Source organism: Cohnella thermotolerans DSM 17683 (assembly GCF_000429825.1).
GTDB lineage: Bacteria > Bacillota > Bacilli > Paenibacillales > Paenibacillaceae > Cohnella > Cohnella thermotolerans.
Map to the genome: position 1 here is coordinate 54454 of NZ_AUCP01000028.1, position 25588 is coordinate 80041.

A 25588-nucleotide genomic window follows, 5' to 3' on the forward strand; every position below is an offset into this window, starting at 1 on the left:
GGGGCCGGTTAAACGGAAAATTCCCTTCTCGCCGTCTTCTCCCGGTACTGGCCGGGCGTCATCCCTTCCTGCTTGCGGAACGACCGGATGAAATTTTGCGGATTGTTGTAGCGCAGCCGCAGCGCGATGTCCTTGACCGGCATGTCGGTCTCAGCCAGCCACTTCTTCGCCATCCCGAACCGGTAAGCGGTCAGGTATTCGCTGAACGAGACGTTCGTCTCCTTGCGGAAAACGCTGCTCAAATAATTGGCGTTGTAGTTCAGACGGGAAGCGCACTCCTCGAGAGACAGGTCGGTGTCGTAATAGCGCTGCACGAGATCGATGATTTTCTCCGAAATGTTCTGATACTGCGATTGCTGGCGGTCCCGGAAAATCCGGATCATCGGATAAATCGCGCTCGTCCAGAACCAGTCCTCGATCTCGGGCATGGTATTGAGCTCGAGCATCTCCTCGAACAGCGAGCCTTGCGCATGCCGAATCTGGCTTAAGCCGATGCCCGATTCCTGCATGACCATCAGGAGCGTATTCAGCAGGCGGGCGAGCGGAATGTGATACTCCTGCGGCGACATGTCGGCGGTGAACAGCGGGCGGAGAAGGCGGTTCAGCAGTTCCTTCGCTTTGTCCTTGTCCGCCAGCTTGATCGCGTCCAGCAGCTCGTTTTCCAGATGGGTTGGGTAATTGATCTTCACGTAATGCTTGCCGGAGTTTACGTTCCCGTACTGAATGACGATGCCTTCGCCCAGCTTCAGCCGGTGCTTGAGCGCATCCAGCCCTTCGCGGTAGGCGATGGACAGCTGCTTGATCGCGTTCATCGGAAGGCTCATGCCGATGCTCACCTTCAGCTCCAGGACGTTCTGGATTTGGCGCTGGAGATGCTCGGTCAGCTCGTAAAGGGCGGCGTTGAATTCCGCCGGATCTTCGGAAGCGCTTCCGTACAACAGCACGACCGTTTGCTCGATCGTGACCGGGGCGAACCGGCGCTGCTCGGGCACCAGCTCTTCGATCATGTTGTGGACGGCGAACAGAAGCAGGTCGGAATCGTTCTTGTCGTAGCGGGTGTCTTCCAGGGAATCGATCTGCAGCGTAAGCACGGCCATCCGGTTCCACTCCTCCAGTCTCGGCCCGTACCCGAAGCGGGTTAATTGCTCGGACAATTCGCTTTTTTTGACGCTGCCCTGGTACGCCCTGACGAGGAAAAAAGCTCTCGCCTGTTCGAGATGCCGGCGAACCTCGCTCTCCAGACGGGAATTCGACTGGAACAGATGGTGCAGCTGCTCGCCGATGGCCTGGAATTCGTTCGCGCCTTCCCGCTTGGCGCCGGGCAGCCGGTCGTCGATCAGCTTCAGCAGCTTCTGGATGGGCGAATACATGCGCCGGGATCCGAGCCAGGCGGCCGCTATCATGAGCAGCAGCAGGAACAGGCAGACGATCGACGTGTACAAGCCGATCTTGTTCGATTCCTTCGTCAGGTTGGCGATCGAAGTGAACGACAAATATATCCAACCGTTGTAGGGGGACTTGTAGTAAGCGACCGAATACGAATGACCGTCGATGCGGGCTTTGAAATGGCCCGACAATTGCGTCAGCTCGTCCGTCCGCTCCAGCCCGGCCGCGGACACGGGCCGGCCGATGAGGGAAGGATCGGGATGCAGCAAAATGCGGTAGCTGTCGTCCAGCACCATGATCGAATCGGACCGGTTCTGCGTCTCGTTCTGAAGCAGCGACTGGAGGCTGCAGGCGGGGATGTTCGCCATGATCAGCCCGTAAGGGGCCAGCCCGGTCGCCGGGAGACGCTTGGCCAGGCTGATGCTGTAGGGGCAAACGACGCTGCTCGCGCTCTCTTCGCTGTAGAACCAGCGGGAAGGAGTCAACATCCACGAATCGCCGCTCCGGCCGTGAATGAGCCCGGACAGTTCATCGGTATACGCATATTCGTCAAACCGGTACAGGCCCGAGTTTTTGATCATCCAGTTGTGGCGCTCGTCGATGAGCAAGACGTCCTCCAGCTCGGTATCGAACGATTGCATATGCCGGAGCTCGTCGCGGACATTGTCGTACAGCTTGAAATCGGTTACAGACAAAGGCCCGTTTAAAGCGGTTTTGATGACGGCGGAGTTGATGACCTGATTCAACGTGTGATTGACAGTCGTCAAAATTTGCTCTACATTGGCATTAATTTGGATCAAAAGTTGGGTTTTTCCTCTATTTACATGAGTTTGAATTTCCTGCGAGGAAGTCGCATAGGAGAACAAGCCGACGAACAGCACCGGCAACGTGCTTAACAGAATGCCGAAGACGGTCATCTTGGTCAGAAAGCTCGGAGCGCGCATCGCCAGTCACCTTCTTCCGGGGATTACTCCATTTTACGGCATGGGCTGCAGCGGGACAATAATCATTAAACGTTCGGATAATCATTTGAACAGATTCGAGGAGGGATGGCCTTGTTGCGCGAACGGTTCTTCGGCCGCGCCGCTGTTCGGTGCCGGCTCGCCGTCTGGATGCTGCTGGCTGCGGCGATGGCCGTGCTCGCCGCCTGCTCTTTGCGGCAAACGAACGAGAACGTTTCGAACGGCGACAGCCGGCCCGCGGTGACGATTATGGCCCCTTTGCATTTTCCGAACGCGCCGGCGGCGGACGTCATCCGCCGTCTGGAAGAGCTGACCGGCACCCGGTTGTCGATCGAATGGGTTCGGGATGAAATTTACGCGGACAAGATGAATACGGCGCTGACGACGAATTCGCTCAAGAAGGCGACTTTCGTGAAGTATACGGACTATATAATCATGAAAAACGCGATCCGCTCCGGCGCCTTCTGGGAGATCGGCCCTTATTTGGACGAGTTTCCGAACCTGAAGCGATTGAACGGCGACATCTTGAAGCAGACGGCGGTGGACGGCAAGCTGTACGGCCTGTATACGGAGCGTCCATCCTCGCGGCAGGGCGTCATCCTTCGCGAGGATTGGCTGAACAATCTGGGCCTGAGCAAGCCCGGGACGTTGGATGAGCTGTACGAAGTCATGCGGCAATTCACGTACGGCGATCCGGACCGCAACGGCCGCGCCGATACGATCGGGCTCGCGGATCGCGACGATCTCGTATTCGGGGCTTTTAAGACGCTCGGCTCCTACTTCGGCACCCCGAACAATTGGGGCGTCGAAGGGGGGCGGCTCGTTCCCGAATTCGAGACGAAAGCTTATGCGGACACGATGAATTTTATGAGGAAGCTGTACGACAAGAAGCTCGTCAATTCCGACTTCGCCGTGACGAGCAAGGATGTGCAGCGGGATATGATCATTCAGGGCAAAGCCGGCGTCTATATCGGAAGCATGACGGACGTGCAGCGGCTGTCCAACGAGGCGAAGCAGGTCAATCCGAACGCTGCGTTCACGGTCGTCAACCGGATCGAAGGTCCGGCCGGCTACAAGGTGTGGTCGATTCCGAATTTCAACGGCTTGTTCCTCTTCTCCAAAAGCGCCATCAAGACCGAGGACGAGCTGAAGCAGATCCTTCGCTTTTTCGACCGGACGATGGATGCGGATGTGGCCAATCTGATGAAGTACGGCATCGAGGGCCGTCATTACGAGCTGAAGGGGAACGAAGTGTACCTTCCGGAGGCGACTACGCAGCTCCGGGTGGACGAGGTGGCCTCGCTTTATACGCTTATGATCGCCGACCTCGGCAATCCGAACCTGAAGAAGGTGGCGGAGCAGGACCCGCTGCTTGATTTGGCCGAGCGGCTCGTGAAGGACAACGAGAACTTTCTCGTGAAGGACCCGACGGTTCATCTGGAATCCGTCACCTACGACGAGAGAGGCGCGGAGCTGTACGAGATCATCTCCGACGCGACCTACAACTATATTCTTGGGCAGCTGGACGAAGCCGGATTCCGGCAGGAAGCGGGCAGGTGGCGGCGGCTCGGAGGAAGCAAAATCATCGAGGAGTACGAGCGGGCGCTTACCGCACAGTCGCCGCGGTAAGCCGCAGATGTCGGCTTACCGCGCGAGAAACGCGCCGCTGAGCCGCAATCCGCCCCCACAGCCCCTATTTCCCTCTGCCGCCGTAACAGCCCGCAGCTCCCCTCCCCCCAAGTGTCATTCCCCCGGCCCATAATCATTTCCTCAGAAAGCGCTTCAAAACCGCCGAATCTGAAGCAATGATTGTATCGGTAACGCCGCGTCTTCCGTATCGTTGGAATTGCATCACCACCATTCCAAAACGATAGATGGAGGTCAAGCGGCATGCAAAGAAAGTATTCCGTTCTTCTGAGCGCGGCTTTGGTATCCGGCTTGCTGGCCGGATGCTCCGGCAAGGACGAGAAGGAGCAGGCATCGCCCTCGGCCCAGAGCGGCGGATCGCCTTCGGCAAGCGAGGCGTCGCCCGCACCTTCCCAGAAGAAGCCGACGGAGATCACGATTATGCTCCCGCTCAACATCGCAGAGACGCCCCCGGATACGATCAAGAACGAAGTGGAGAAGCTGACGAACACGAAGCTGACGTATCAGTTTTTCCCCGCGGACACGTATGAGGAGAAGCTGAACTCGGCGCTCGCGACCGGTTCGCTGCCTCAGGTCACGTATTTGAAAAACCAGGCGACGTTCATTCAGATGAAAAGCGCCTTCCGCGACGGCCAGTTCTGGGAGATCGGCCCCTACATGAGCGAGTTCCCGAACCTGAGCAAGCTGAAGCCGCAAATTCTCGACAATACGAAAGTGGACGGCAAGCTGTATTCGCTGTATATCGGCCGGCCGCTTGCGCGGCAAGGCCTTATCTACCGCAAGGATTGGGCGGACAAGCTGAACCTCGAGCCGCCGAAGACGGTCGACGAAGTCGTCGCGATGGCGAAGGCGTTCACCGAACAGGATCCCGACGGCGACGGCAAGCCGAATACAATCGGGCTCGCGGACCGCAACGATCTCGTCTACGGGGCGTTCAAGACGATCGCTTCGTGGCTCGGAACGCCGAACAATTGGGGGGAGAAGGACGGCCGATTGCAGCCCGACTTCACGTTCCCGCAATACGTGGCGGCCATGGACGTCATGAAGGCGATTCGCGACGCGAAGGCGATGAACCAGGATTTCGCGGCGACGAGCAAGACCGATCAGGTCAACCTGTTCACGAGCGGCAAAGCCGGTCTCTATATCGGCTCCATGCAGGATATCGATTCGCTGAACAAAGACCTGATCAAGAACGTGCCGACCGCGGTCGTCGACACCCAGGCGCTCATCCAAGGTCCCAACGGCCAAGCGACGACCTGGGCGATTCCGGGGTACAACAACGTCGTGCTGTTCCCGAAGTCCGCCGTCAAGGACGAAGCGGAGCTGAAGAAAGTGCTCGCCTTCTTCGACCAAATGATGACGCCGCAGATCGCCAATCTGATGTTTTGGGGCATCGAAGGGAAGCATTACACCGTCGTCGACGGCAAAGCGAAAGTCGCGGACGACAAAGACCTCGTGGAGCGCGAAGTGAAGGGCTACAAGGACAGCGTCATCGGCGAACCCGAGACGAACGGCATGTACGAGAGCTACAACACGCTCGAAGGCCGCATTCACGCCGAGGAGTTCACGGTCGAGAACGAGAAGATCGCCATCCACGATCCGACGGCCGCGCTCGATTCCCCGACGTACACGGAGAAGGGCCAGGAGCTGCAGACGTTGATTACCGACGCGACGTACCAGTACATTTACGGCAAAATCGACAAGGCGGGCTTCGACAAGGCTATCGAGCAATGGAAAAGCCGAGGCGGGGACAAGATCATCGAAGAATTCAACGCGGCGTACAAAAAATAAGACAAAGACGAGGCCGCCGCGGTCCGGCGGCCTCCCCGATTCGCGCGGGCGCGGGGAGGAGGAGAAGCGATGCAGGAAGCGATCGTCCGGACGGAACCGGCGGTCAGAAAGAGCGAGAGCCGGCTGTCCAAGCGGCTTGTCCGCAACAAGTGGCTCTACCTGATGGTGCTGCCGGGCCTCATGTATTTTATCGTTTTCAAATATATACCGATGTACGGGCTCCTCATTTCTTTCCAGGATTACAAGCCGTTCAAAGGCATTGCGGGCAGCGAATGGGTCGGCCTGGAGCATTTCCGCAGACTGTTCGCCGAGCCCGACTTCCTGAACATTTTGCTGAACACGATCATTTTGTTCGGGCTCAACCTGCTTTTTTTCTTCCCGATTCCAATTATTCTGTCGCTGATGCTGAACGAGGTGCGGATCTCGTTTGTCAAACGCTTTTTCCAGACGCTCATTTATTTGCCGCATTTCATGTCCTGGGTCATCATCGTGTCCATCAGCTATGTCATGCTGACGATGGACGGGGGCATCATCAACGAGCTGATCGCGGGCCTGGGCTTCGAGAAAATCAATTTCCTGCTCAGTCCGGAATGGTTCCGCCCGACCTACATCCTTCAGGTGATCTGGCGGGAGGCAGGCTGGGGAACGATCATCTATTTGGCGGCCATTGCGTCGATCGACCCGCAGCTCTATGAGGCGGCCCGCATGGACGGCGCCGGCCGGCTCCGCCAAATCTGGCATATTACGCTGCCGGCGATCCGCAGCGTCATTATCGTGCTGCTTATTCTCAAAATCGGGGACGTGCTGGAGCTCGGCTTCGAACACGTCTATCTGCTGCTCAATTCGATGAACCGCGACGTCGCGGAGATTATCGACACTTACGTCTACACGGCGGGGCTGCAGCAAATGAAATTCAGTTATAGTACGGCTATCGGCTTTTTCAAATCGCTGGTCGGGCTCGTGCTGGTCGTGCTGGCGAACCGGCTTGCGAAAAAAATGGGCGAGGAAGGCGTCTACTAAAGCGCGAACGAGAGGAGGTTTGGAGATATGGCAGAGGATCGAAGGCTGGCCGGCCGTCTGTTCGCCGCCGTCAACTATGCGCTGCTGACGCTGGTCGCTCTGGCGACGGTGCTTCCTTTCATTCACGTGCTGGCGGGTTCCTTCACGACGAGCGCGGAGATGGCCGCCCGCAAGTTCGTGCTCGTTCCGACGGACTGGAGCTTGGAGGCTTACCGGTTTATTTTCTCCACGAATACGATCTTCCGGGCGATGGCCGTATCCGTCGGCATTACGGTTGCCGGGACGCTGTTCAGCATGCTCATCACGTCCATGATGGCGTACGGGCTGTCGCGCAAAGATTTGGACGGGCGCCGCATCTTCCTGTTCCTCGTTGTGTTCACGATGCTGTTCAACGGCGGGCTCATCCCGACGTTCCTCGTCGTCAAGGAGCTCGGCCTGATCGATCATTACGCCGCGCTCGTGCTGCCGCTGACGATCAACGCGTTCAACCTGATCATTCTGAAAAATTTTTTCCAGAACATCCCCGAAGGGCTGGAGGAATCGGCCAAAATCGACGGCTGCAGCGACTTCGGCATTCTGTTCCGCATCGTGCTGCCGCTGTCGATGCCGGCCATCGCGACGATCTCCCTGTTCTACGCGGTGACGTACTGGAATACGTACTTAAACGCCATTCTGTACTTGAACGACAGCGAAATGTGGCCGATCCAGGTGCTGCTGCGGCAGATCGTCGTGCTCGCGAGCGGCTTCGATTACAGCTCGGAGCTGGACGGCGTCACGCCGCCGCCGGACCAGGCAGTGAAGATGGCGGTCATCGTTGTGGCGACGCTGCCGATTTTGATCGTCTATCCGTTCCTGCAAAAGCATTTCGCCAAGGGAGCGCTGCTGGGTTCGATGAAAGGGTGACCAATCACGGGGGGAGCGAGGGAGATGAACGCGATTCAAACGGAACGAGCGCCGATCGAATGGGCGGGCTTCGCCTGCGACGCTTTGATGCGGGCTTATGCGCCCGGAGAGCTGCCTCCGGCGCACCGGTGGCATTATCACCAGGGCGTCTTCCTGTGCGGGATGGAGCGGCTGGCGGAAGCGACCGACGAAGCGCGTTACGACGACTACATTCGCGGCTATGTGGACGATCTCGTCGACGATCGGGGCAACTTCTGCTTCGCCCGCGACGAGCTGGACGCGATCCAGGCGGGCTTGCTGCTGTTCCGTCTCTACGAGCGGACGGGACAGTCCCGGTACCGCGTCGCGGCCGGCAAGCTAAGGGGACTGTTCGATACGCTGAACCGCACGTCGGAGGGAGGCTTCTGGCACAAGGACAAGTATCCCTACCAGATGTGGCTGGACGGCCTTTATATGGGCGGCGTCTTCGCGCTGCGGTACGCGAACGCGTTCGGCGATCCGGAGCTGCGGGCGCTGGCGCTCCATCAGGAGAAGCTGATGCGCAAGCATATGCGGGACCCGCGAACCGGGCTGCTGTACCACGCGTGGGACGAGAGCCGGCGGATGCCGTGGGCGGACCCGGACACGGGCTGCTCGCCGGAGTTCTGGGGGCGGTCGCTCGGCTGGTACGGGCTGGCGCTGGCGCAATTTCTCGACCTGCTGCCGGAGGACGAGCCGGCGAGGGCGGAATTGGAAGTTGCGCAGCGGGACTTCCTGCAGGCGCTCATCCGCTGCCAGGACGCGGAGAGCGGACTGTGGTACCAGGTCGTGGACAAAGGGGAGCGGCCGGACAACTGGCTGGAGACGTCCTGCTCGAGCCTGTTCGTCTACGCATTGGCTAGGGGCGTCAAGCAGGGCGTCGTCGGCTTCGACGGCCTGGAAGCCGCGCGGCGGGGGTACAGCGGGTTGATTCGAGCGGTTGCCGAAGCGGGAGACGGCGGGGAGTTCGTCCTGCCGAACATCTGCATCGGCACCTCGGCCGGCGACTACGAGAACTATGTGACCCGGCCGACGAGCCCCAACGACTTGCACGGCGTGGGCGCGTTCGTCATGGCCTGCGCGGAGATGGAGGACCTGGTTGCGCGGTGATCATGCTGACGCGCTGTAAGCTCGAAAATCGATCAAAATCGAGAAATGGCGACGAAGGGCTGGGCACCTACCGTCGCCATTCTCATGGTTATGGGAGCTAGGAGCCCACGTACTCTTTGGAACAGCACCTTTTGGGTGGAGGGACGTGTTTAACTCCGGAGATATTCGGGAGCTCTGATCGCCGAAGTCTTTTAGTCTCTCCTGGATAGCCGCCAAGGTTTCGCCCGTTCGGGCTAACGTGATGATGGCCCGAAAATGCAGAAGGCGGTTGTCCGTATACAAGCGCTTGTTCCCGGACAATTCAAGCGGAGGGATCCTTCCGATCCGGGTGTAGTAGCGGATAGAGGGGGCTCAGTCGGCCTCCCCCTCTAATTTGCGCAAACGAGCCTTCAGGCGGCGCTTGTTCCATTTCAGTGCCAGAATGGCGGCTAACAAGACGACAAGACCAAGCGACACGTATTTCAACGACCGCTCCACCCAGCCGAAAATCAGCTGCCATTGCTCGCCGAACCCGTAGCCGATGCCTACGAAGACGGCAACCCACACCGCCGAGCCGATATAGGCGTACCAGGCGAAGGTGCGGAACGGTACGCGGATAATGCCTGCGAAATAGCCGATAAACTGCCTGACACCCGGCACGAAGTAGCTGAAAAGCAGCAACCGGTTGCCGTATTTGTCGTAAAACGTTCTCGTTTTCTCCACGTACTCGGGCTTCAGGAACAGCCATTTGCCGTACCGCTCGATGAGCGGCATCCCCAGCTTGTAGCCGAGCCAATAGGTGATCGTCATGCCCATGATCGACCCCGCGAAAGCCGCGCCGAGGGCCGGCAGCAGCGCGAGCACGCCTTTGTAGGACAAGTAGCCGGTATAGGTGAGCGTCGTGTTGCCCGGGGGGATCGGCAGCGCAATCGCGTCCAGGGGCAACCCGAACAGCAGAACAAGATACCCGTAATGCGCAAACAATCGTTCGATCAAGTCCAGAGCTTGCATGAAGAGACTCCTTTTACCTTCGGAATTCAACGATTATGTCCGTCTGCTCACCATGATGAGAGGGAGTTCTTAAAACTTGCTTAAGCCGATTTTTAAGACGGTCTTTAATCGAGAGGTTAACGGTTATTTTAGCAAATCATTAAGCTCAACTCCATGTTCTTTATGGTAAAATATGGGCGATAGGGCGGTTCATCAAATTCCCTTTAAGGAGGAGACGATGTTGGGCTTGGTAAAGTTTTCGGTGCATGTACGGCTGGTCTCGGATTTGGAACGGTCCCGGCGCTATTACCGTGAGGTGCTCGGCTGCGACGTGAACGATTTTTGGGCGGTGCGGGACGACTTTAGGCTGGGCTTCAAGCTGCTCCAAGCGGAGCGGGACGAGGACGTTCGCCCCAACCCGCGGGCGGCGCATCACGCCGTTTCCTGGGACACCTACGCTTACGTCGAAACCCACCCGGAGCTGGACGAGCTCTATGAGGAGCTTCGGGGCAAGGGGGCTGCGTTTGCCCAGGAGCCGACGTTGACGGAAGCGGACTGGGGGACGTGGAAGGAATTCGCTGTGAAGGACCCGGACGGCTACGTCGTCGCCTTCGGTTCCGGGAAGAAGAAGTAGACGATGGAGAGGCGCTATAAAGCGATTCTGTTCGATCTGGACAACACGCTGCTTGACTTCAATCGTCGATCGTAAGCGCGATGAGACGGACATGCGGCGATCACGGCTTGTTCCGGGACGACCCGGACGGGTGGGAAGCGTTCTGGGCGGCTTTTTTGGAGCATAATTTCAAGCATTGGACAGATTTCGCGGGCGGCGGGAACGTTCGATCGATGGCGGACGTGTTGAAGTTCTCTTTCAGTGATTCTCTCTTGGGGACGCCGGAGGAGCTGCATGAACAGCTGTCGGGAACCTACTGGAATTATTTCTGCGGCACCTGCATTTTCGAAGAGGGGGCGGAGAGGTTGCTATCCGTTCTTCCGGACAGCTATGCGCTCGGGATCGTAAGCAACGGCGTCGGCGAAGCGCAGCGGCGAAGGCTGCAGGCGGGGGGGGAATCGAAGGCCGGTTCCGGGCGGGAATCGATTTTTGCTACTACAATCGAAGCCGTTCGGAGCTGCCTGCGGGTGTGGAACCGAAGTTCGTCGTCACGGAGCTTCCGGCGCTAACGAACTTATTAGAATAATAGCTGGGAGGGCTGCCGCAAAAGGAGCATAGGCTTCGAAGCGGCGGCCTTTTTGGTGTAGCGAGCGGGAGTGGCTTGGCGGGAATGTGGCGCGTTGGGCATAAGGGAGTCCCGAGATCAAGCGCCCGCAATGGCAACGACGGTGTCTGACGAGAGGGGATAAGCCTACAAATGCGAGACAGAGAGCGTGCTAGCGGGTAAAAAATCCCCCGGCCGTTGTTGTACAGTTTGTCAGTTGAAAGCGTACATTCGAGTTATAAAATATATCATACAATGGTAATCGAATTTACATGATAGACGAAATAATCAAGCGATTCGATCGATTCCGAGCAAAACTTGACATGATGAGATGGGAGTGGGGCTCATGCAAAAGCAAAAACTGTACGTTAACGGGGAGAGGCTGAAGGCGACGATCGAGACGTTTGCGGATTTCGGGCGCACGGCGAATAACGGCGTTACCCGGCTATCGCTGACCGAGGAAGACGTCAAAGCCCGCCATTATTTCCGCGCCTGCTGCGAAGAGCTGGGCATGACGGTGAAGGTCGACGACATGGGCAATATGTACGCGACGCTGGCCGGCACGGAGAATGCGCCTCCGATCGTTATGGGCTCTCACCTCGATTCGGTCAAGAAGGGCGGCCGCTTCGACGGCGTGCTCGGGGTCATCTCCGGCCTGGAGGTTGTCCGTACGCTGGTCGATCACGGGATCAAGCCGCGAATTCCGGTGACCGTCATGAACTTCACGAACGAGGAGGGTGCGCGCTTCGAGCCTTCGATGATGGCGTCGGGCGTCCTCTCGGGCAAGTTCGACAAGAGCGTCATGCTTAGCAAACGGGACGCGGACGGCGTGACGTTCGACGAGGCGCTGAACGCCAGCGGGTACGCGGGCGAGGCCGGGAACCGCATCAAGGAAGCGACCGCTTATTTGGAGCTGCATATCGAACAAGGGCCGGTGCTGGAAAAAGAACAGTTGAAAATCGGCGTCGTCGATTGCGTCGTCGGCATGGTGTGTTACGAGATCGAAGTGACGGGGCAATCGAACCATGCGGGGACGACGCCGATGGGGCTGCGCAAAGACGCATTGTTCGCCGCAACCGACCTGATCGCGGAGCTGCGCGGCAAGCTGGGCGACCTGGACGGCGAACTCGTGTTCACAATGGGACGGCTCAACGTCTATCCGAACATTCATACGGTCATTCCGAACAAGGTCGTCTTCACGGTCGAAGCCCGGCATAAAAATGAAGACGTCATCCGCGAAGTGGAGAAGATCCTCCTCGGGCTCCCCGGGCAGCAGGGCGGCTGCGAGATTAAACGCACGAAGCTGTGGAGCCGCGACACCGTCTGGTTCGACCCGTCGATCGTCGGCGCGGTGGAAGCCGCGGCTCAATCTTACGGCTACCCTTATAAGAAAATGGCCAGCGGAGCGGGGCACGACGCGCAGTTCGTCGCGAGCTTCCTGCCGTCGGCGATGATCTTCGTTCCGAGCGTCAACGGGCAAAGCCACTGCGAGGAGGAATTCACGCCGTACGAGGATTGCGAGAAGGGCGTCAACGTGCTGTTGGAGACGGTACTGTCGCTGCTGGGGTAAAGCCGAATCCTTCGTTTAAGAGCGGCGGAGCGGAAATTTCCCCGCCCTGCCGCGCTTATGTTATGCCGGACCCGTCCGCGAACAAGCGGCGGGCGACGAGGAAGCGGGCAAGGCATCCGGGATTCAGCCGCAGCCGAAAGCCTATCTGGAGAAAATCGGGCGCCTCGTTGTCCGCTACGGAGCCGGAGTCCCGGGATATTTGACGACCGGCCATTTTTGCTTCCGCAGCGCGCTCATCAATTCCTCGCTCGCGTTTACATTGCTCCGGACGAGCTCGGCGGGCGTCAGCGCCATCCATTGATTCAGCGAAACGTCGGCGAACCGGTCGCTCTTGAACATCTCCAGAAACCAGACGCTCTCGTCGCCGGTATTCTGAATATAGTGTCCGAAGGCGAACGGCACGTAGCCGACCGTTCCGGCGCGGCAATCGAACGTGCGGGCCGTTCCTTGGGTGGCGAACGCGGTCATGCGGGCCTTGCCCGTCAAATAATATTGCCACTCGTCGTTGTTCGGGTGCCAGTGCAGCTCCCGCATGCCGCCGGGGACGATCTCGACGAGCGCGGCCGCGATTCGGGTCGCGACGGGAAAGTTGGCCGAGTCGGCAATCCGCACCGTACCTCCCGGGAAGCGCTGCGGCTCCTGGGCGAGCAGCCGATGGGCGAACGTCCGGGGGACGGTTCCTTGCGGACTGGGGACGGCCTGTTCGGCGAGGGGGGCGGGCACCCGGTCCTGGTAAATGTATTTCTGCCCTTTGGGGATGTCCGCGAACGCGCTCTCCGGCACGCCGAAATTGGCCGACAGCACCTCGGGCGGCGTATGCGCGAACCAATCGGAGATCGAGAATGTGTTGATGTCCGAGAAAGCGCCGTCGTCGAACACGAGCAGAAATTCGCAGCCTTCCGCGAGTCCCTGGATGGAATGGGGGATGCCGGGCGGAAAATACCACAGGTCCCCGGGACCGACGTCCGCGATGAAGTTGCGGCCGTCCTGATCGACCGCCGTAATGCGCGCCCGGCCCAGCAGCATATAAGCCCATTCCGCCTGCTGGTGCCAATGCAGCTCCCGGACGCCGCCGGGCTTCAGGCTCATATTGACGCCGGCAAGCGTCGTAGCCACCGGCAGCTCCCGCACCGTCACTTCCCGCGACCAGCCGCCGCGATTGAGCTGCATGTGGGCGTCCGAGAAGGAGAAGACCAGATTCGGCATCGTTCCCGCATCGGTGGGAGGAGGAACGAGCAGGTCCGGATTTTCCAAATCCCGGATCACGTCTCTCGGGCCGAGATCGGGACCTCCGGCGCCGTCGGCGCGCTCGGGCTGGGGAATGTCCTGGCTCCCGGAAGGGCGTAGGTTCGATCGGTTCATCGTTCACGCTCCTGTTCGTTTTAATCCGTCATCTTTTTTTGTATTAAAATATGGCCGGCCGTCTAAGGCTATGCCGTCCCCTTGCTGGAAAAGCCCAGAAATTTCGCGAAAGAGGCGGATCGCACCGGGAGGATGGCTGCTAGCGTCGAAATTTGCAAAAAACTAAAATGTCAGAATATTTTATTTATAAAGCGCTTATGGTTATAATGAGATCAACCCAAAGGAAAGGGGATAGTCCAATGGGCTAGCGAAGCGAAGCATATCCGTTCGGGGAGAGCCGGGAAGGCTGCAGCGGCCGCTAATCTGCTAGGGCGGCGACGGGTATGCGGGAATCGGATGCGGTCGAAGGACAATCTCTAATTCGAAAGATGGGAGCGTAACGAGCCAATTGAATAGCTTGTCACAGGAAAGGTAGGACTCCCGGTTATCAGCGGTTAACCGGGAGTCCTATTATTTTTGTGCGATGAAAGCGGGGCCGAAGTCCGAACACGCGGACGGGCTGTTCCCTTGCAGCGATCACTATTATAATATAGGGAACGCGACGCTCGACACCGCGCGGGGCGAGCGCCGACGCTACGGAAAATGGCTGCCCAAGCGAGTTTAGCGGAGGCAAGCAAAGGAGAAACGCCCGATTTGATGACATTCCCGGAAGTCGAACTGCGTTCCAAGAAGGGCGCGGCCTTCGTGCTGGCGATCGTCTTCGCCGCGATCGGCCTTTCTTGGCTATTGTTCAGGGGAGGCGGTGAGCCGGCGCCGGACCCGGAGCTGGACATGCCGCACGATTACGCGTACGGCACCGCAACGTCGTCGAACGGGATGGTGCTGCACTATTTGCGGACCCGGCCGTCCAACCTGACGCTCGAAGCCATCCACACGAACGTCTTGCTGTCGCCTTTTTACGGCATCAACGGAGGCTTCTTCTATAACGACAGCTTGCTCAGCCTGGCGGTCGTCGACGACCGTCCGGTGAACGGGGCGGCGGGCGTTTACGGATCGGGCGGGGAAAATGTGAAGTACGCAAGGGGCACGCTCGTTTGGGACGGGCAAGAGGATCGGCTTAGCGTGCAGGTCGTGCGAAGCGCGTCCGAACTGAAGGTGTCGGACCGGTCGCATTACTGGGCCCAAGGCGGGATTAGCATGAGCCTGAACCGGGAAGGTCAGTGGGCGGAGCAAGCGGCGGCCGAGAACGCGCCGTACCCGGACGAGGACCGGCTCCGTTCCGCCGCCGTCTACGACCGGGACGGGAACGTATACTTGATCGTCAGCGCCAGCCTTGGGTCGCTCGCCGAGTTCCGGGAAGCGATTGTCGAGACGGTCGCGCCCGGCGCGCTTGCGAACGGCATCTTCCTCGACGGCGACGGCTCCTCCCAGCTTCGCAGCAGGGAAGCCAAGCTGCGGGGCGACAGCCGTCCGATCGTGCAGATGCTGCGGATTTTGAAGTAGGCTAGTTCGCCTTCGCTTCCATTTTCCGATTGCCCACCCGGTAGAAGTAAGAGGCGGACAACAGAACGAGAGCCATCACGATGAACAAGACACGGCCGCCGAATTCGCCGAGCAGCAGGCCTCCGGCCCACGGTCCGATGAATTGGCCCAGGTTGCCGATTTTCTGGGCGCCGAAGTAAGAGCCCCGAAGGTGCTCCGGCGCCAACTGATCGAGCAGCAGATTGCCGGCCGGGTAGTTCAGAATTTCCCCGATTGTAAAAAGAATCATGGACACGACGAGGGCCGCCATGTTCATAGAGAAGGCGAACCCCAACGTCCCGACGGCGAACAGCACGTTGCCGGCATGAATGGAGAACATCGGAGGGCGCTTCTCGGCGAGTCGGGACAGCGGAAGTTGCATGACGATGACCGTCACCGCGTTGATGCTCATAAGTGCGGCGAACATTTTGACCCCGTTGCGGAAGCTCTCCTGCAGATGCTGGCCGAGCGTAACGTCCAACTGGGAATATCCGATGCCGACGACGATGGAGCCGAGAATGAACAACTGCAGAACATTGTCGTCCCGGACCGCCTTCCAGGCGGAGGCGATCGTGGCGCGTTCTTTTTTCGCTCCTTCGATCTCTTTGATGCCGAACGCGATCATCATGACATGCAGCACGATTCCGTAAGCCAAATAAACGAGTCCGGTAATGAGAAAAGGGAGCGCTCCACTGCCGGTGCCGAGCCACACGCCGATCAGCGGGCCTACCGACACGCCGATGTTCGTCATCAGGTAGCGCATGGAGAACACTTTGAACCGTCGCTCCGGCTCGGTCAAATCCGCCATCAGCACCTGGGCGACCGGTTCGAACCAGGAGCGGCACAAGCCGTTCAGCAGGCTCAGGATCAGCAGCAGAACGGGCTCCTTCATCGCGGAGAAGCCGATGAAGACGCCGCTCCAGGCGAACAACGACGTAAACATGATGACTCGCCTGCCGTACCGGTCCGACAGCGCGCCTCCGAAGAAGCCGCCGAACGTTCCGGCCAGCGCGCCGGCTCCGGCTACGAAGCCGATCATCGCTTTGCTCATGTCGGTTTGGCTGGACAAATACAAAGCCAGAAAAGGCATGCTCATGGACGTGGCGATCCGGGAGATCATATGTCCGAACAGCAAGGAGAAGACGATAGGATGATAGGATTGGAGAAACTGCCGGATGCGCCCCATGGAACCCCCTCGATCAAGTGGAGAACAAATGTTTGCCTTAATAGAGACAGCATACCACAAAGTTGAAGCTGTTGGGTCTATTTTTTTTAAAAAAAGCTCAGTTCAGGAAGAGTGCTGCGTGTACGTCTTTGACTGACTCCGCAGGAGCTACGTAACGACCTTGCACGTCCCAACTGAGCTTCGCGAAGGGCCGTAAAGTCGAAAATCGACTTTACACTACCCTACCTCCAAGCTGCCCGGGTTCGGACTAGCCGCAGGAGAGGGGAATTCCGTTGAACTAGTCCGAGCCTCCGCCTCCGCCCCCGCCGTCTCCTCCGCCGCTGTCGGAGCCGCCGGAGCTTCCGCTGTCCCAGCCACCCCCACTGTTCGAACTGCCGGAGCTTCCGCTGTCCCAGCTTCCGGAATTGTGGTGGTGATGGCCCGTCCCGTGGGAATGGCCGGAGGAGTCGTGATGATGGTGGCGGTGATGGACGTCGGTTGGATCGTCATAAAAAGAGCTATTGATGAAGGTACCGGATCCGTAATCGGTGCTGCCGGAATCGGGACGGCGGGGACGCGGGCCTTCTCTGCGGTTGTCTTGTGCGGCCGAGGCGGCGACGGCAATGATGACGATGACGGCGACTGCGGCGATGAAGAGTATGGGAATTGCGTTCAAAGGCAAACCTCCTTGGCGGATTTTTACACGATACCTGATTATAGCAAGTTCTTCGTTTATCTTACAGAGTGGGGGCGTCTTGACGATGAAATTGAACCGGATTCATCATGTGGCGATTATCGCATCCGATTACGAGCGTTCCAAGCGATTCTATGTCGAGCTGCTCGGTTTGGAGGTTGTAGCGGAGACGTACAGGCGGGAGAGGGACTCGTGGAAGCTGGATTTGGCGGTTGGCGGCAGTTATCAGATCGAGTTGTTCTCGTTCCCCGAAGCGCCGGAGCGGCCGAGCTACCCGGAAGCGCGGGGGCTTCGGCACCTGGCGTTCGAGGTGGACGACGTGGAGTCGACCGCGGCCGAGCTGCGGGAGAAGGGGATTGCTACGGAGCCGATCCGGGTCGATCCTCTAACGGGGAAGAAGTTTGTTTTCTTCGCGGACCCGGACGGATTGCCGCTCGAGCTGTATGAGATTTGACCGTAGACGGGGCATAAAGGACGAAAAGAGTCTCAGAATTTGAGCCACTTCGGCGAATTCTCGCCGGTAACGACGAAAGAGTCTCAGAATTTGAGCCACATCGGCGAATTCTCGCCGGTAACGACGAAAGAGTCTCAAGGATTGAGTCACACCGGCGGATTTTCGCCGGTAACGACGAAAGAGTCTCAGAATTTGAGCCACATCGGCGGATTCCCGTCGGTAACGACGAAAGAGTCTCAGAATTTGAGCCACATCGGCGGATTTTCCCCGGTAACGACGAAAGAGTCTCAGAATTTGAGCCACATCGGCGGATTTTCCCCGGTAACGACGCAAGAGGCTCAACAATGGAGCCTCTTGCGCGTGCCCGCCGCCGCCGACGGGCGCATTTAGCGCCCGTTCTAGCGCGCGTTCGCTTCCGCGGCGGCGTACAGATAGTATGCCAGGCCGGTCTGCTGCGACTCCAGCATGGCGCGGTGGAAGTCGTCTTCCAGGAAAAACCGGCACTGCGCCGCGAACGCCTTCGCGTCGGTCTCGTGGCCGTGCTGCCGCTGGAAGCCGATATGCCGGTCGATCAGCTCCCGCACGCTGTCGTCGCTATGCTTCGTCCCGGCCTTCAGCGTCCGGGCCATCGCGTCCATGAACCGCGCGGCTTCCGCCGCCTGCTCGTTCATCTCCGCCGCGTCGATCGGCCCCTGCTCGGTCAGATCGAAGCCGTACGCCTCCTTCAGATGCTCGTTCTGCCCGCTTAACGCCTCTCTCCATTCCGCTTCGCTTGCGAAGCCTTCGAACAGTTTGTCCTGATCCATCTTTACTCCTCTCTCCTCGCTTGCCATCGATTCGTCCAGCGTTCGCACGAGCCGCTCCAGCCGCTTTATGCGGGCTTGCAGCAGCTCTCTCTGCTCGGACAGGATGGCCAGCCTCTCCGGATTCGCGGCGAGCAGCCGCTTGATTTGAGCCAACGGGAAATCCAGCTCGCGGTAAAATAAAATTTGCTGGAGCTTCTCCAGCTCCGATTGGCCGTACAGCCGGTACCCGGCTTCGGTGATCTCGGCGGGCGGCAGCAGCCCGATCTTGTGGTAGTGATGCAGCGCTTTGACCGTCACGCCGGACAGCTCGGATACTTCTTTGACCGTGCGGAGCATCGCTCGATCCTCCTTTCCGAATTCAGCATAAGGGCTCCTCCAAGGGGAGGGTCAACCGTATCTTGCGGGAAAATTATGTTATGATGAGGATGCCCGACAACGGGACAATGAGCAGGAAGTGACGGACAATGGCATTTTCGTGGAAAAAGAACCTGTACGTCTTATGGCTCGGCGTGTTTTTCTGCAGTTCGGCTTATTCGATCTCGATTCCTTTTATTCCTTTATTTTTGCACAACGATCTCGGTGTCGACCGCCATCTGGAGCTGTGGTCCGGCTTCGCGTTCGGCATCACGTTTCTGGCGAGCGCGCTGATCGCGCCTTACTGGGGCTCGCTCTCGGACAAATACGGCCGGAAGCCGATGCTCATCCGCTCGGGCTTCAGCCTGGCGGCGCTTTACGCGCTTACTTTTTTTATCCATAATCCGTACGTCTTCCTCGTGCTGCGCGTGTTCCAGGGGCTGCTCGCCGGCTACGTTCCGGCCTCCATCGCGCTCGTCGCGACGAATACGCCCGACAAGCACACCGGCTATGCGCTCGGCATTATGGCGACGGCCAGCGCGACGGGCGGCATCGTCGGCCCGCTTGTGGGCGGAGCCGTCAGCCACTGGACGAGCAACCGCGAGGCGTTCCTGTTCTCGTCCGGCGTCGTGCTCGTCGCCGCGCTGATCGCGACCTTCTTCGTCCGCGAGGAGAACTTCGACCGCAAGGCGGTGCGCTCGCACGTGCGCGACGACCTTCGGACGGCCTGGGCGAACCGCACGTTCGTCTCGCTGCTCGGTCTTGTTGGCGTCGGGACGTTCTCGGTCATGATTTTGGAGCCGCTCCTCACGGTTTACGTCCTTCAGCTCGGAGCCGACAGCAGAGACGCCTCCTGGCAGTCGGGGCTCGTCTTCTCGGCCGTCGGCATCGCCACGCTGATCGCCGCGCCCCAATGGGGCCGCATCGGCGGGAAGATCGGCTTCGCCAAAGTGCTCACGATCGGCCTCCTGGGCGGGGGCATCGGCAATATATTGCAGTTTTTCGTCGGAAATTACGCGGAATTCGGCGTGCTGCGGTTCGTCTACGGGCTGTTCTTCGCGGGCGTGTACCCGGCGCTGAACGCCATGATCGTCAAGGTGACGGAAGCGGACTTCCGCGGCCGGGCGTTCAGCCTGAACCAGTCGGCAACGCAGCTGGCGACGATGCTCGGTCCGATGGTCGGCGGCGCGCTGGGCGGCTGGATTCCGATCCGCTGGGTGTTCGTCGTCAACGGCGCCATGCTCGTCCTGTGCGCGTTGCTCATGCTGCGGAAAGTTCGCCTCGGGGCTTCGACCGAAGCCGGCAGAAGCGTCTCCCCGTAGAGACCGCGGACTCGCCCTGCGTCGGTGGAATGAAAGCGCAAGATCCCGATAGCGGAGGAGCGCCGTCTCTTTGTTAAAATGAAACGGGAGGTGGCCGCATGCGAACGGATTCCGTCCGGCTGACGATTCCGACGCCCGAGGCGTTCAGTTTCGAGGAAAATGTTAAGCATTTGGCGCGCTCGCCCAGGGGGACAAGCTGCTTCGGGGCGTCACGGACCGCTTCCGCGGGCTGCGGACGATGGGCATTCCCGATCTGTTCGAGGCGCTGTGCTGGGGCATTATCGGCCAGCAGATCAATCTGGCGTTCGCCTACACGCTCAAAAGACGCTTCGTGGAGGCGTTCGGCGAGCGCGAGGAATGGAACGGCAAGGACTGCTGGCTGTTCCCGTCGCCGGAAGCGGTCGCGCGGCTTGCGCCGTCCGACTTGACCGGGCTGCAAATGGCGGCAAGGAAGTCGGAGTATTGGATCGGAGCGGCCCGCCTGATGGCGGAAGGCAAGCTGTCGAAGGAGCGCTGCTGGCGGCCGGCGGCCACCGCGAGGCGGAGAAGCTGCTCGTCGGCAGTCGCGGCATCGGGCCGTGGACGGCCAATTATGTCCTGCTGCGCTGCCTTCGCTTTCCGACGGCGCTGCCGATCGAGGACGTAGGCCTGCACAACGCGATCAAGCTTCTGCTGGGCATGGACCGCAAGCCGACAGTGGAGGAGATCCGGGAGCCGGCGAAACCTTGGGCGGGCTGGGAGTCGTATGCGACTTTTTACTTATGGCGGGCGTTGTATTAGGAGCATGTTGGGAGTTCAATCGTCCGGCAACGGGCGGGGAGAGAACGGAAGAAGATCGGGTGACTTATGCAAAACGGTTGGAGAAGCAAACGGCGCCGGCTTCGGCGCTGGTTGTCGATATGCGTCTTATGGCTGTTGGGCGCCGTGCTGTTAACGTCTTGCGCTCAGGGACAGGCGCATCTGACGATTCACCGGAACGGGACGGCGGATCTCGATATGGATCTGTCGGTAAGCAAACGGACGCTGGAGCTGATCGGCAAGCCGGACTTGATGAAGGATCTGGGGGACGTTCTGCGGCGGTACGAGATGGAGGCGCAAAGCTTCGGCGACGGGAAGCAGGAGGGATTGCGCGCTTCCCGCCGCTTGAATCTGCAAGACCTGAACCAGCAGCCGCTGAACCTTCCGGATGGCGTCGAGGTCGAGCGGACGGAGGAGCGCAAGTTTTTCTATACGCGTTATCATGTTGCGGTTACGGTGAATATGGACCGGCTGCTCTCGTCCGGCGAATCGGGGTGGGGACAGACGATCGCCTCGTTGCCCGCGATCGCCAAGAAAATCGTGGAGAGCCAGCTTAATTTCGACTTCCTGCTGACCCTTCCGATCAAGCCGGGAGCGAACAATGCCGACGAGACGCTGGATCGCGGCCGGACGCTGCTGTGGCATCTGTCGCTGTTCGGCAGCGATACGTACGAGACGAGCATCGACGTTCCGGACGTCCGCCGCATCGCGTTGACGGCGGGACCTGCCGTTCTGGCGCTCGCGGCCGGAATCGCGATGGCCGTCGTCCGCTTCCGCAGGCGCAGAAGAAAGGCGGGTTGACGGCGGGCTCGTTCCTTTTTTCCATAGGTCAGTATCCGCGGGGACGTACATATCTTTATCGTGAAGACGCGCGCGGATCGCAAGGAGGACGCTATGGTGGAACTGTCGGTGGTTGTGCCTGTTTATAACGAGGAAGAGAACGTGGAGAGGCTTTATCGGGCCGTCGCCGAAGCTTTGCGGGGCCGGGTCGCAAGCTACGAGCTGGTGATGGTCGACGACGGGAGCACGGACGGCAGCGCGGAGCGGATGGACCGTCTGGCGGCGGCGGACGACCGGGTGAAAGTGTGCCATTTCGAGCGCAATTGCGGCCAAACCTCCGCCATCTACGCGGGGATCAAGAAGGCGTCCGGACGGCTGATCGCCTTGATCGACGCGGATTTGCAGACGGATCCGGACGATATTTTCACCCTGATGCCTTACATGGAGCAATACGACTTCGCGAACGGCAAACGGACGCGCAGGCGCGATACCTGGGTGAAGAGAGTGTCGTCGCGAATCGCCAACGGCGTCCGCAACAAAATGACCGGAGACTCCATCGCCGACACGGGGTGTCCGATGAAGCTGTTCAAGCGGGAGGTGGCGGAGAGCTACTATTTGTACGAAGGGTTTCACCGCTTTCTTCCGACGCTTGCGCGCATGAACGGGTTTCGCGTCGTCGAGGTGCCCGTGCGGCATCGGGAGCGGGAGCACGGCGCGTCGAAGTACGGCATTTTCAACCGTCTGTTCGTCAGTTTGATGGACGCCTTCGTCATCGGGTGGCTGCGCAAAAGGGTCATCCGTTACACCATCCGGGGCGAATAGCATGTGGGAGAAGTTGACCTCGCACCTGGGAACGGGAGAGCTGCTGTGGATTCTGTTCGGACTCGTCGGCCAGATCATGTTCACCGGGCGGTTCGTCATTCAATGGATTGCGAGCGAGAGGGCGAAGAAGAGCGTCGTCACCCGCTCGTTCTGGATGTTCAGCATACTTGGCAGCAGCATTTTGTCGGTGTACGCGATTTACCGGCGCGACCCCGTCTTTATTCTCGGGCAGGTGCCGGGGATTTTTATTTATTTTCGCAATCTGGTCATTATGCGCAACCACGAGAAGCGGACGGCCGCCGGAGCGGGAAGGGGTGGAGAAGGCGAGGGTTGAGGCGATGGAAGGCGGGATTTTCCGGGAAAGAGAGGAACTGGTTGCCTCACTTTGCGCGGAAAGCCGGAGAAGGCGCGAAAGAGAAGCAGTTGCCTCACTTTGCTCCGCATGCCCGCAACACGCAGAATGCCGGCTTAGCGCGCTTCCGCCGCAATCCGTATGCTAAGGTTCCGGTTGCGCACATATCCATGAATAGTGGAAAATGAACCGCAGAGCGGAGGTGGCGGAACGTGGCGATTCAACCGGCGGCGCTTCGCAATGGAGATACGATCGGCATTGTGACGCTTGGCAGCCCTTTGGATGCCAACGTCATTCGCGAACGAATCGCTTATTTGCAGGGGATGGGCTTCCGGGTCGTCACGGGCCGGCACGTGTTCGCGCAGAACGGGTTCCTGGCCGGGAGCGACCGGGAGCGCGCCGAGGATCTGATGGCCATGTTCGCCGATCCGGGCGTCAAGCTTATCCTCCCGGCGCGCGGCGGCGTCGGGGTCGAAGGCATTCTCCCTTACCTCGACTACGGCTATATCCGCCAGCATCCGAAGCTGATCAGCGGGTACAGCGATATTACCGTGCTGCTCAACGCCTTGTATCAATTCTCGGGACTCATCGCGCTGCACAGCTTGCTGCTCATCGACTTCAAACCGGATACGCCGCGCTACAATTTCGAGCAATTTTTCACCGCAGCTTCGTCCTTCGCCGCCCCTCGTCCGATCGCGAATCCGCCCGGGATGCCGCCGATGGTTGGACGGGTGCAGGGCGCCGCATGCGCGCCGATCGTCGGCGGCAACCTTACTTCGCTCGTCGGCTCCCTCGGCACTCCATATGAGACGGATACGCGCGGCAAAATATTGCTTCTCGAGGAGACGCACGAGCCGGTCAACACGGTCTACCGTTACGTCGAGCAGCTCAAGCTTGCCGGCAAATTCGCGGATTGCGCCGGCATCGTCATGGGGGAGTGCACGAACTGCGTCGACGCTTACGGCAAGACGTACCGGGACCTCATCGACGAATTCATCGTACCGCTCGGCAAGCCGCTGCTGACCGGGATCGCCTCGGGACACGGAACTTACAAGGCGGCGATCCCGATCGGAGCGTGCGTTTATTTGAACGCCTACAACGGCACGTTAACGTTGATGGAGCCGGCCGTGCGGCCCTATTGACCGACCGCTTCGCCCGCTCCTCTCAGCCCACACCCCATTTTGGCCGACCGGACAGAATCCTCTTCTCTAATCCTCCTGCGGCAGAAAGCAGCATCGATTCGGCCGCCCGCATCATCTTAGACGTTTGCCGATTCCTCCGCCCGATCTTCCTCACGCTCCAGCGAGAGCATTTTGCCGGCATAATCCGGGTCCTCGATCAGCGGCCGGGCAATGGCGACGGCGTCCGCCAATCCGTCCTCCAGAATGCGGTCCGCGAGGCTGCGCGTATAAATTTTGCCGACGGCGATAACCGGAACGTTCAGGCGCTGCTTCAGTGCGGCCGCATAGGGGACTTGGTAACCGGCGTGCACGTCGGCCGGCTGGACGGGCAACAGACCGCCTGCGGAGACGTCGAGCGCGTCGAATTCTGTCTCCAGCGGCTTCAGCATCCTCCCCAGTTCCCCGGGCGTCAAGCCTCCGGCGGCGAAATCCGTGGCGGACACCCGAATCATGATCGGGTAATGCCTTCCCGTCTCCGACCGGACGGCCGCAAGCACTTCCTTCAGGAAGCGCGCCCGGTTCTCGGAAGACCCGCCGTATTCGTCCTCGCGCAAGTTGGACAACGGCGACAGAAACTCGTGCAGCAGAAAGCCGTGCGCCGCATGAATTTCGATGCCGTCCAGACCGGCTTCGACGCTGCGGGCGGCAGCCAGACGGTATTCCTCGATCGTGCGCTCTATGTCGGAGCGGTTCATGGCCGAGGGTTGTCCGCAGGAATCGTCATAGGCGACCGCGCTCGGCGCCAGAAGCCGCTTCGTCGTAGCGGGCGACGATTTGCGGCCGCCGTGCGACAACTGCACGAAAACGGGCGTGCCGCTTGCGTGCACGGCGTCCGCGATTTTGCGCAAAGGCTTTGTATGCCGGTCGGTAAAAAGCCCGATATCGTTCGGGAACAACCGGCCGTCGGCGGATACGGCGGTCGATTCGAGGACGACCAGTCCGACATGGTTCGCTCTGCGCCCGTAAAACCGGACGTGGTGATCGTTCGCGAATCCCTCCGGTGTCCCTTTATACTGCTGCATCGGCGCCATGATGAGGCGGTTTCTCAGCTTCAATTCCCCGATTCGGATCGAATCGTTCAAGTTGATGTTCATGGCATTTCCTCCTTGTATGCTAAGAGCAGCTCCTGATTTAAGGGTTGCTCTTATGATTTTGTACCTTGAAAATTGAATAATTTTGTCCCGGTGGAGGAAGCAGCCCAAGCGAAGCGCGGGAGCGACCCGTAGGGACGAAAAAAGGTGTTTACGATACTGGGCTGTCCTTGGGAAAATGCCAATAGGTGCTACCGACGGGAATATTCCTTCTCCTCCTGTAGACTCGATCATTCGGGTTCTACCAAGTTAGAGTGTTTCCTTGGCCTCTTCCGTATTTTCCAACACGCTGACTGTATCCCGCGCGTCGCCATCTCTTCCGCATAGCAGAGGAAGGTTCGTGCACCGATGGA

At 59.4% G+C, this 25588-nt stretch carries 24 protein-coding genes and 1 pseudogene; 17 read left to right on the forward strand and 8 right to left on the reverse strand.

Annotation, left to right across the window (positions count from 1 at the left end; genetic code table 11):
- Positions 1-8: 8 nt before the first annotated feature.
- A complete protein-coding gene (locus tag G485_RS0105310; protein ID WP_027091699.1) occupies positions 9-2330 on the reverse strand; it encodes a helix-turn-helix domain-containing protein in 2322 nt (773 codons plus the stop codon).
- Positions 2331-2435: 105 nt separating this feature from the next.
- Here G485_RS0105310 and G485_RS0105315 point away from each other — a divergent pair, with 105 nt between their 5' ends.
- From G485_RS0105315 to G485_RS0105335, 5 genes are all read left to right on the forward strand, one after another.
- Positions 2436-3977 (forward strand): extracellular solute-binding protein, encoded by a 1542-nt coding sequence (locus G485_RS0105315; RefSeq protein WP_240489068.1) that lies wholly within the window; start codon positions 2436-2438, stop codon positions 3975-3977.
- A gap of 261 nt (positions 3978-4238) precedes the next feature.
- Positions 4239-5786 (forward strand): extracellular solute-binding protein, encoded by a 1548-nt coding sequence (locus tag G485_RS0105320; RefSeq protein WP_027091701.1) that lies wholly within the window; start codon positions 4239-4241, stop codon positions 5784-5786.
- Between the two features lie 69 nt (positions 5787-5855).
- Positions 5856-6806, forward strand: coding sequence for an ABC transporter permease (locus G485_RS0105325; protein WP_027091702.1), 951 nt, complete (start codon positions 5856-5858; stop codon positions 6804-6806).
- 27 nt (positions 6807-6833) lie between these two features.
- Complete coding sequence (locus G485_RS0105330; RefSeq protein WP_027091703.1) at positions 6834-7709, forward strand: carbohydrate ABC transporter permease; 876 nt, start codon at positions 6834-6836, stop codon at positions 7707-7709.
- Positions 7710-7733: 24 nt separating this feature from the next.
- Positions 7734-8837 carry a glycoside hydrolase family 88/105 protein gene (locus G485_RS0105335; protein WP_027091704.1) on the forward strand — a complete coding sequence of 368 codons (1104 nt, stop codon included), beginning with the start codon at positions 7734-7736 and terminating at the stop codon, positions 8835-8837.
- Here the strand turns inward: G485_RS0105335 and G485_RS28770 are convergent, their stop codons facing one another.
- Together G485_RS28770 and G485_RS0105340 are read right to left on the reverse strand one after the other, a co-directional pair.
- Complete coding sequence (locus G485_RS28770; protein WP_084423122.1) at positions 8838-9179, reverse strand: MerR family transcriptional regulator; 342 nt, start codon at positions 9177-9179, stop codon at positions 8838-8840. It lies immediately after the preceding gene.
- A gap of 9 nt (positions 9180-9188) precedes the next feature.
- Positions 9189-9827 (reverse strand): DedA family protein, encoded by a 639-nt coding sequence (locus tag G485_RS0105340; protein WP_027091705.1) that lies wholly within the window; start codon positions 9825-9827, stop codon positions 9189-9191.
- 217 nt (positions 9828-10044) lie between these two features.
- On the opposite strand from G485_RS0105340, the gene G485_RS0105345 reads away from it, so the two are divergent.
- The 3 genes from G485_RS0105345 (at position 10045) to G485_RS0105355 (ending at position 12593) form a co-directional block, all read left to right on the forward strand.
- Positions 10045-10440: a VOC family protein gene (locus tag G485_RS0105345; protein ID WP_027091706.1), complete on the forward strand. Its 396-nt coding sequence runs from the start codon at positions 10045-10047 to the stop codon at positions 10438-10440.
- An 80-nt stretch (positions 10441-10520) separates the two neighbouring features.
- Complete coding sequence (locus G485_RS0105350) at positions 10521-10988, forward strand: HAD family hydrolase (protein ID WP_156922138.1); 468 nt, start codon at positions 10521-10523, stop codon at positions 10986-10988.
- Between the two features lie 381 nt (positions 10989-11369).
- Complete coding sequence (locus G485_RS0105355) at positions 11370-12593, forward strand: Zn-dependent hydrolase (protein WP_027091708.1); 1224 nt, start codon at positions 11370-11372, stop codon at positions 12591-12593.
- 174 nt (positions 12594-12767) lie between these two features.
- Here G485_RS0105355 and G485_RS0105360 read toward each other — a convergent pair whose 3' ends face one another.
- Positions 12768-13955, reverse strand: a complete 1188-nt coding sequence (locus tag G485_RS0105360) for an oxalate decarboxylase family bicupin (RefSeq protein WP_027091709.1) — start codon at positions 13953-13955, stop codon at positions 12768-12770.
- A 633-nt stretch (positions 13956-14588) separates the two neighbouring features.
- Between G485_RS0105360 and G485_RS25185 the strand changes: the two genes are divergently transcribed.
- A complete protein-coding gene (locus G485_RS25185) occupies positions 14589-15398 on the forward strand; it encodes a hypothetical protein (RefSeq protein WP_051318041.1) in 810 nt (269 codons plus the stop codon).
- 1 nt (position 15399) lies between these two features.
- Here G485_RS25185 and G485_RS0105375 read toward each other — a convergent pair whose 3' ends face one another.
- Positions 15400-16602, reverse strand: coding sequence for an MDR family MFS transporter (locus tag G485_RS0105375; protein ID WP_027091710.1), 1203 nt, complete (start codon positions 16600-16602; stop codon positions 15400-15402).
- 277 nt (positions 16603-16879) lie between these two features.
- Entirely contained in the window at positions 16880-17257 is a 378-nt protein-coding gene (locus tag G485_RS0105380; RefSeq protein WP_027091711.1) for a hypothetical protein, read from the reverse strand.
- Between the two features lie 85 nt (positions 17258-17342).
- Between G485_RS0105380 and gloA2 the strand changes: the two genes are divergently transcribed.
- A complete protein-coding gene (gloA2, locus tag G485_RS0105385) occupies positions 17343-17729 on the forward strand; it encodes an SMU1112c/YaeR family gloxylase I-like metalloprotein (protein ID WP_027091712.1) in 387 nt (128 codons plus the stop codon).
- Positions 17730-17768: 39 nt separating this feature from the next.
- Entirely contained in the window at positions 17769-18119 is a 351-nt protein-coding gene (locus tag G485_RS0105390; RefSeq protein ID WP_027091713.1) for a hypothetical protein, read from the forward strand.
- An 8-nt stretch (positions 18120-18127) separates the two neighbouring features.
- On the opposite strand, the gene G485_RS0105395 is transcribed toward G485_RS0105390, so the two are convergent.
- Positions 18128-18871, reverse strand: a complete 744-nt coding sequence (locus G485_RS0105395; RefSeq protein ID WP_027091714.1) for a MerR family transcriptional regulator — start codon at positions 18869-18871, stop codon at positions 18128-18130.
- Positions 18872-18999: 128 nt separating this feature from the next.
- Between G485_RS0105395 and G485_RS0105400 the strand changes: the two genes are divergently transcribed.
- The 6 genes and pseudogenes from G485_RS0105400 (at position 19000) to G485_RS0105425 (ending at position 24105) form a co-directional block, all read left to right on the forward strand.
- Positions 19000-20211 carry an MFS transporter gene (locus G485_RS0105400; RefSeq protein ID WP_027091715.1) on the forward strand — a complete coding sequence of 404 codons (1212 nt, stop codon included), beginning with the start codon at positions 19000-19002 and terminating at the stop codon, positions 20209-20211.
- A 169-nt stretch (positions 20212-20380) separates the two neighbouring features.
- Positions 20381-20991: pseudogene (locus G485_RS25190) on the forward strand (DNA-3-methyladenine glycosylase family protein); the annotation flags it as partial.
- Positions 20992-21057: 66 nt separating this feature from the next.
- Positions 21058-21810, forward strand: coding sequence for a hypothetical protein (locus tag G485_RS0105410; RefSeq protein ID WP_027091717.1), 753 nt, complete (start codon positions 21058-21060; stop codon positions 21808-21810).
- A gap of 93 nt (positions 21811-21903) precedes the next feature.
- On the forward strand, positions 21904-22611 hold the full coding sequence (locus tag G485_RS0105415) for a glycosyltransferase family 2 protein (RefSeq protein WP_027091718.1): 708 nt from the start codon (positions 21904-21906) through the stop codon (positions 22609-22611).
- Position 22612: 1 nt separating this feature from the next.
- Positions 22613-22945: a lipid-A-disaccharide synthase N-terminal domain-containing protein gene (locus tag G485_RS0105420; protein WP_035154870.1), complete on the forward strand. Its 333-nt coding sequence runs from the start codon at positions 22613-22615 to the stop codon at positions 22943-22945.
- A gap of 230 nt (positions 22946-23175) precedes the next feature.
- Positions 23176-24105, forward strand: coding sequence for a S66 peptidase family protein (locus tag G485_RS0105425; protein WP_027091720.1), 930 nt, complete (start codon positions 23176-23178; stop codon positions 24103-24105).
- A 116-nt stretch (positions 24106-24221) separates the two neighbouring features.
- Here the strand turns inward: G485_RS0105425 and G485_RS25195 are convergent, their stop codons facing one another.
- Positions 24222-25238 carry an oxidoreductase gene (locus tag G485_RS25195; protein ID WP_051318042.1) on the reverse strand — a complete coding sequence of 339 codons (1017 nt, stop codon included), beginning with the start codon at positions 25236-25238 and terminating at the stop codon, positions 24222-24224.
- Positions 25239-25588 lie beyond the last annotated feature (350 nt).

Coding starts and splice junctions, on each gene's coding strand:
- G485_RS0105310 (WP_027091699.1), bottom strand. CDS start 2,330: ATGCGCGCTCCGAGCTTTCTGACCAAGATGACCGTCTTCGGCATTCTG.
- G485_RS0105395 (WP_027091714.1), bottom strand. CDS start 18,871: ATGCTCCGCACGGTCAAAGAAGTATCCGAGCTGTCCGGCGTGACGGTC.
- G485_RS25195 (WP_051318042.1), bottom strand. CDS start 25,238: ATGAACATCAACTTGAACGATTCGATCCGAATCGGGGAATTGAAGCTG.
- gloA2 (WP_027091712.1), top strand. CDS start 17,343: ATGAAATTGAACCGGATTCATCATGTGGCGATTATCGCATCCGATTAC.
- G485_RS0105360 (WP_027091709.1), bottom strand. CDS start 13,955: ATGAACCGATCGAACCTACGCCCTTCCGGGAGCCAGGACATTCCCCAG.
- G485_RS0105420 (WP_035154870.1), top strand. CDS start 22,613: ATGTGGGAGAAGTTGACCTCGCACCTGGGAACGGGAGAGCTGCTGTGG.
- G485_RS0105345 (WP_027091706.1), top strand. CDS start 10,045: ATGTTGGGCTTGGTAAAGTTTTCGGTGCATGTACGGCTGGTCTCGGAT.
- G485_RS0105340 (WP_027091705.1), bottom strand. CDS start 9,827: ATGCAAGCTCTGGACTTGATCGAACGATTGTTTGCGCATTACGGGTAT.
- G485_RS0105415 (WP_027091718.1), top strand. CDS start 21,904: ATGGTGGAACTGTCGGTGGTTGTGCCTGTTTATAACGAGGAAGAGAAC.
- G485_RS0105320 (WP_027091701.1), top strand. CDS start 4,239: ATGCAAAGAAAGTATTCCGTTCTTCTGAGCGCGGCTTTGGTATCCGGC.
- G485_RS0105410 (WP_027091717.1), top strand. CDS start 21,058: ATGCAAAACGGTTGGAGAAGCAAACGGCGCCGGCTTCGGCGCTGGTTG.
- G485_RS0105375 (WP_027091710.1), bottom strand. CDS start 16,602: ATGGGGCGCATCCGGCAGTTTCTCCAATCCTATCATCCTATCGTCTTC.
- G485_RS0105315 (WP_240489068.1), top strand. CDS start 2,436: ATGGCCTTGTTGCGCGAACGGTTCTTCGGCCGCGCCGCTGTTCGGTGC.
- G485_RS0105335 (WP_027091704.1), top strand. CDS start 7,734: ATGAACGCGATTCAAACGGAACGAGCGCCGATCGAATGGGCGGGCTTC.
- G485_RS0105330 (WP_027091703.1), top strand. CDS start 6,834: ATGGCAGAGGATCGAAGGCTGGCCGGCCGTCTGTTCGCCGCCGTCAAC.
- G485_RS0105325 (WP_027091702.1), top strand. CDS start 5,856: ATGCAGGAAGCGATCGTCCGGACGGAACCGGCGGTCAGAAAGAGCGAG.
- G485_RS0105355 (WP_027091708.1), top strand. CDS start 11,370: ATGCAAAAGCAAAAACTGTACGTTAACGGGGAGAGGCTGAAGGCGACG.
- G485_RS0105400 (WP_027091715.1), top strand. CDS start 19,000: ATGGCATTTTCGTGGAAAAAGAACCTGTACGTCTTATGGCTCGGCGTG.
- G485_RS0105350 (WP_156922138.1), top strand. CDS start 10,521: ATGAGACGGACATGCGGCGATCACGGCTTGTTCCGGGACGACCCGGAC.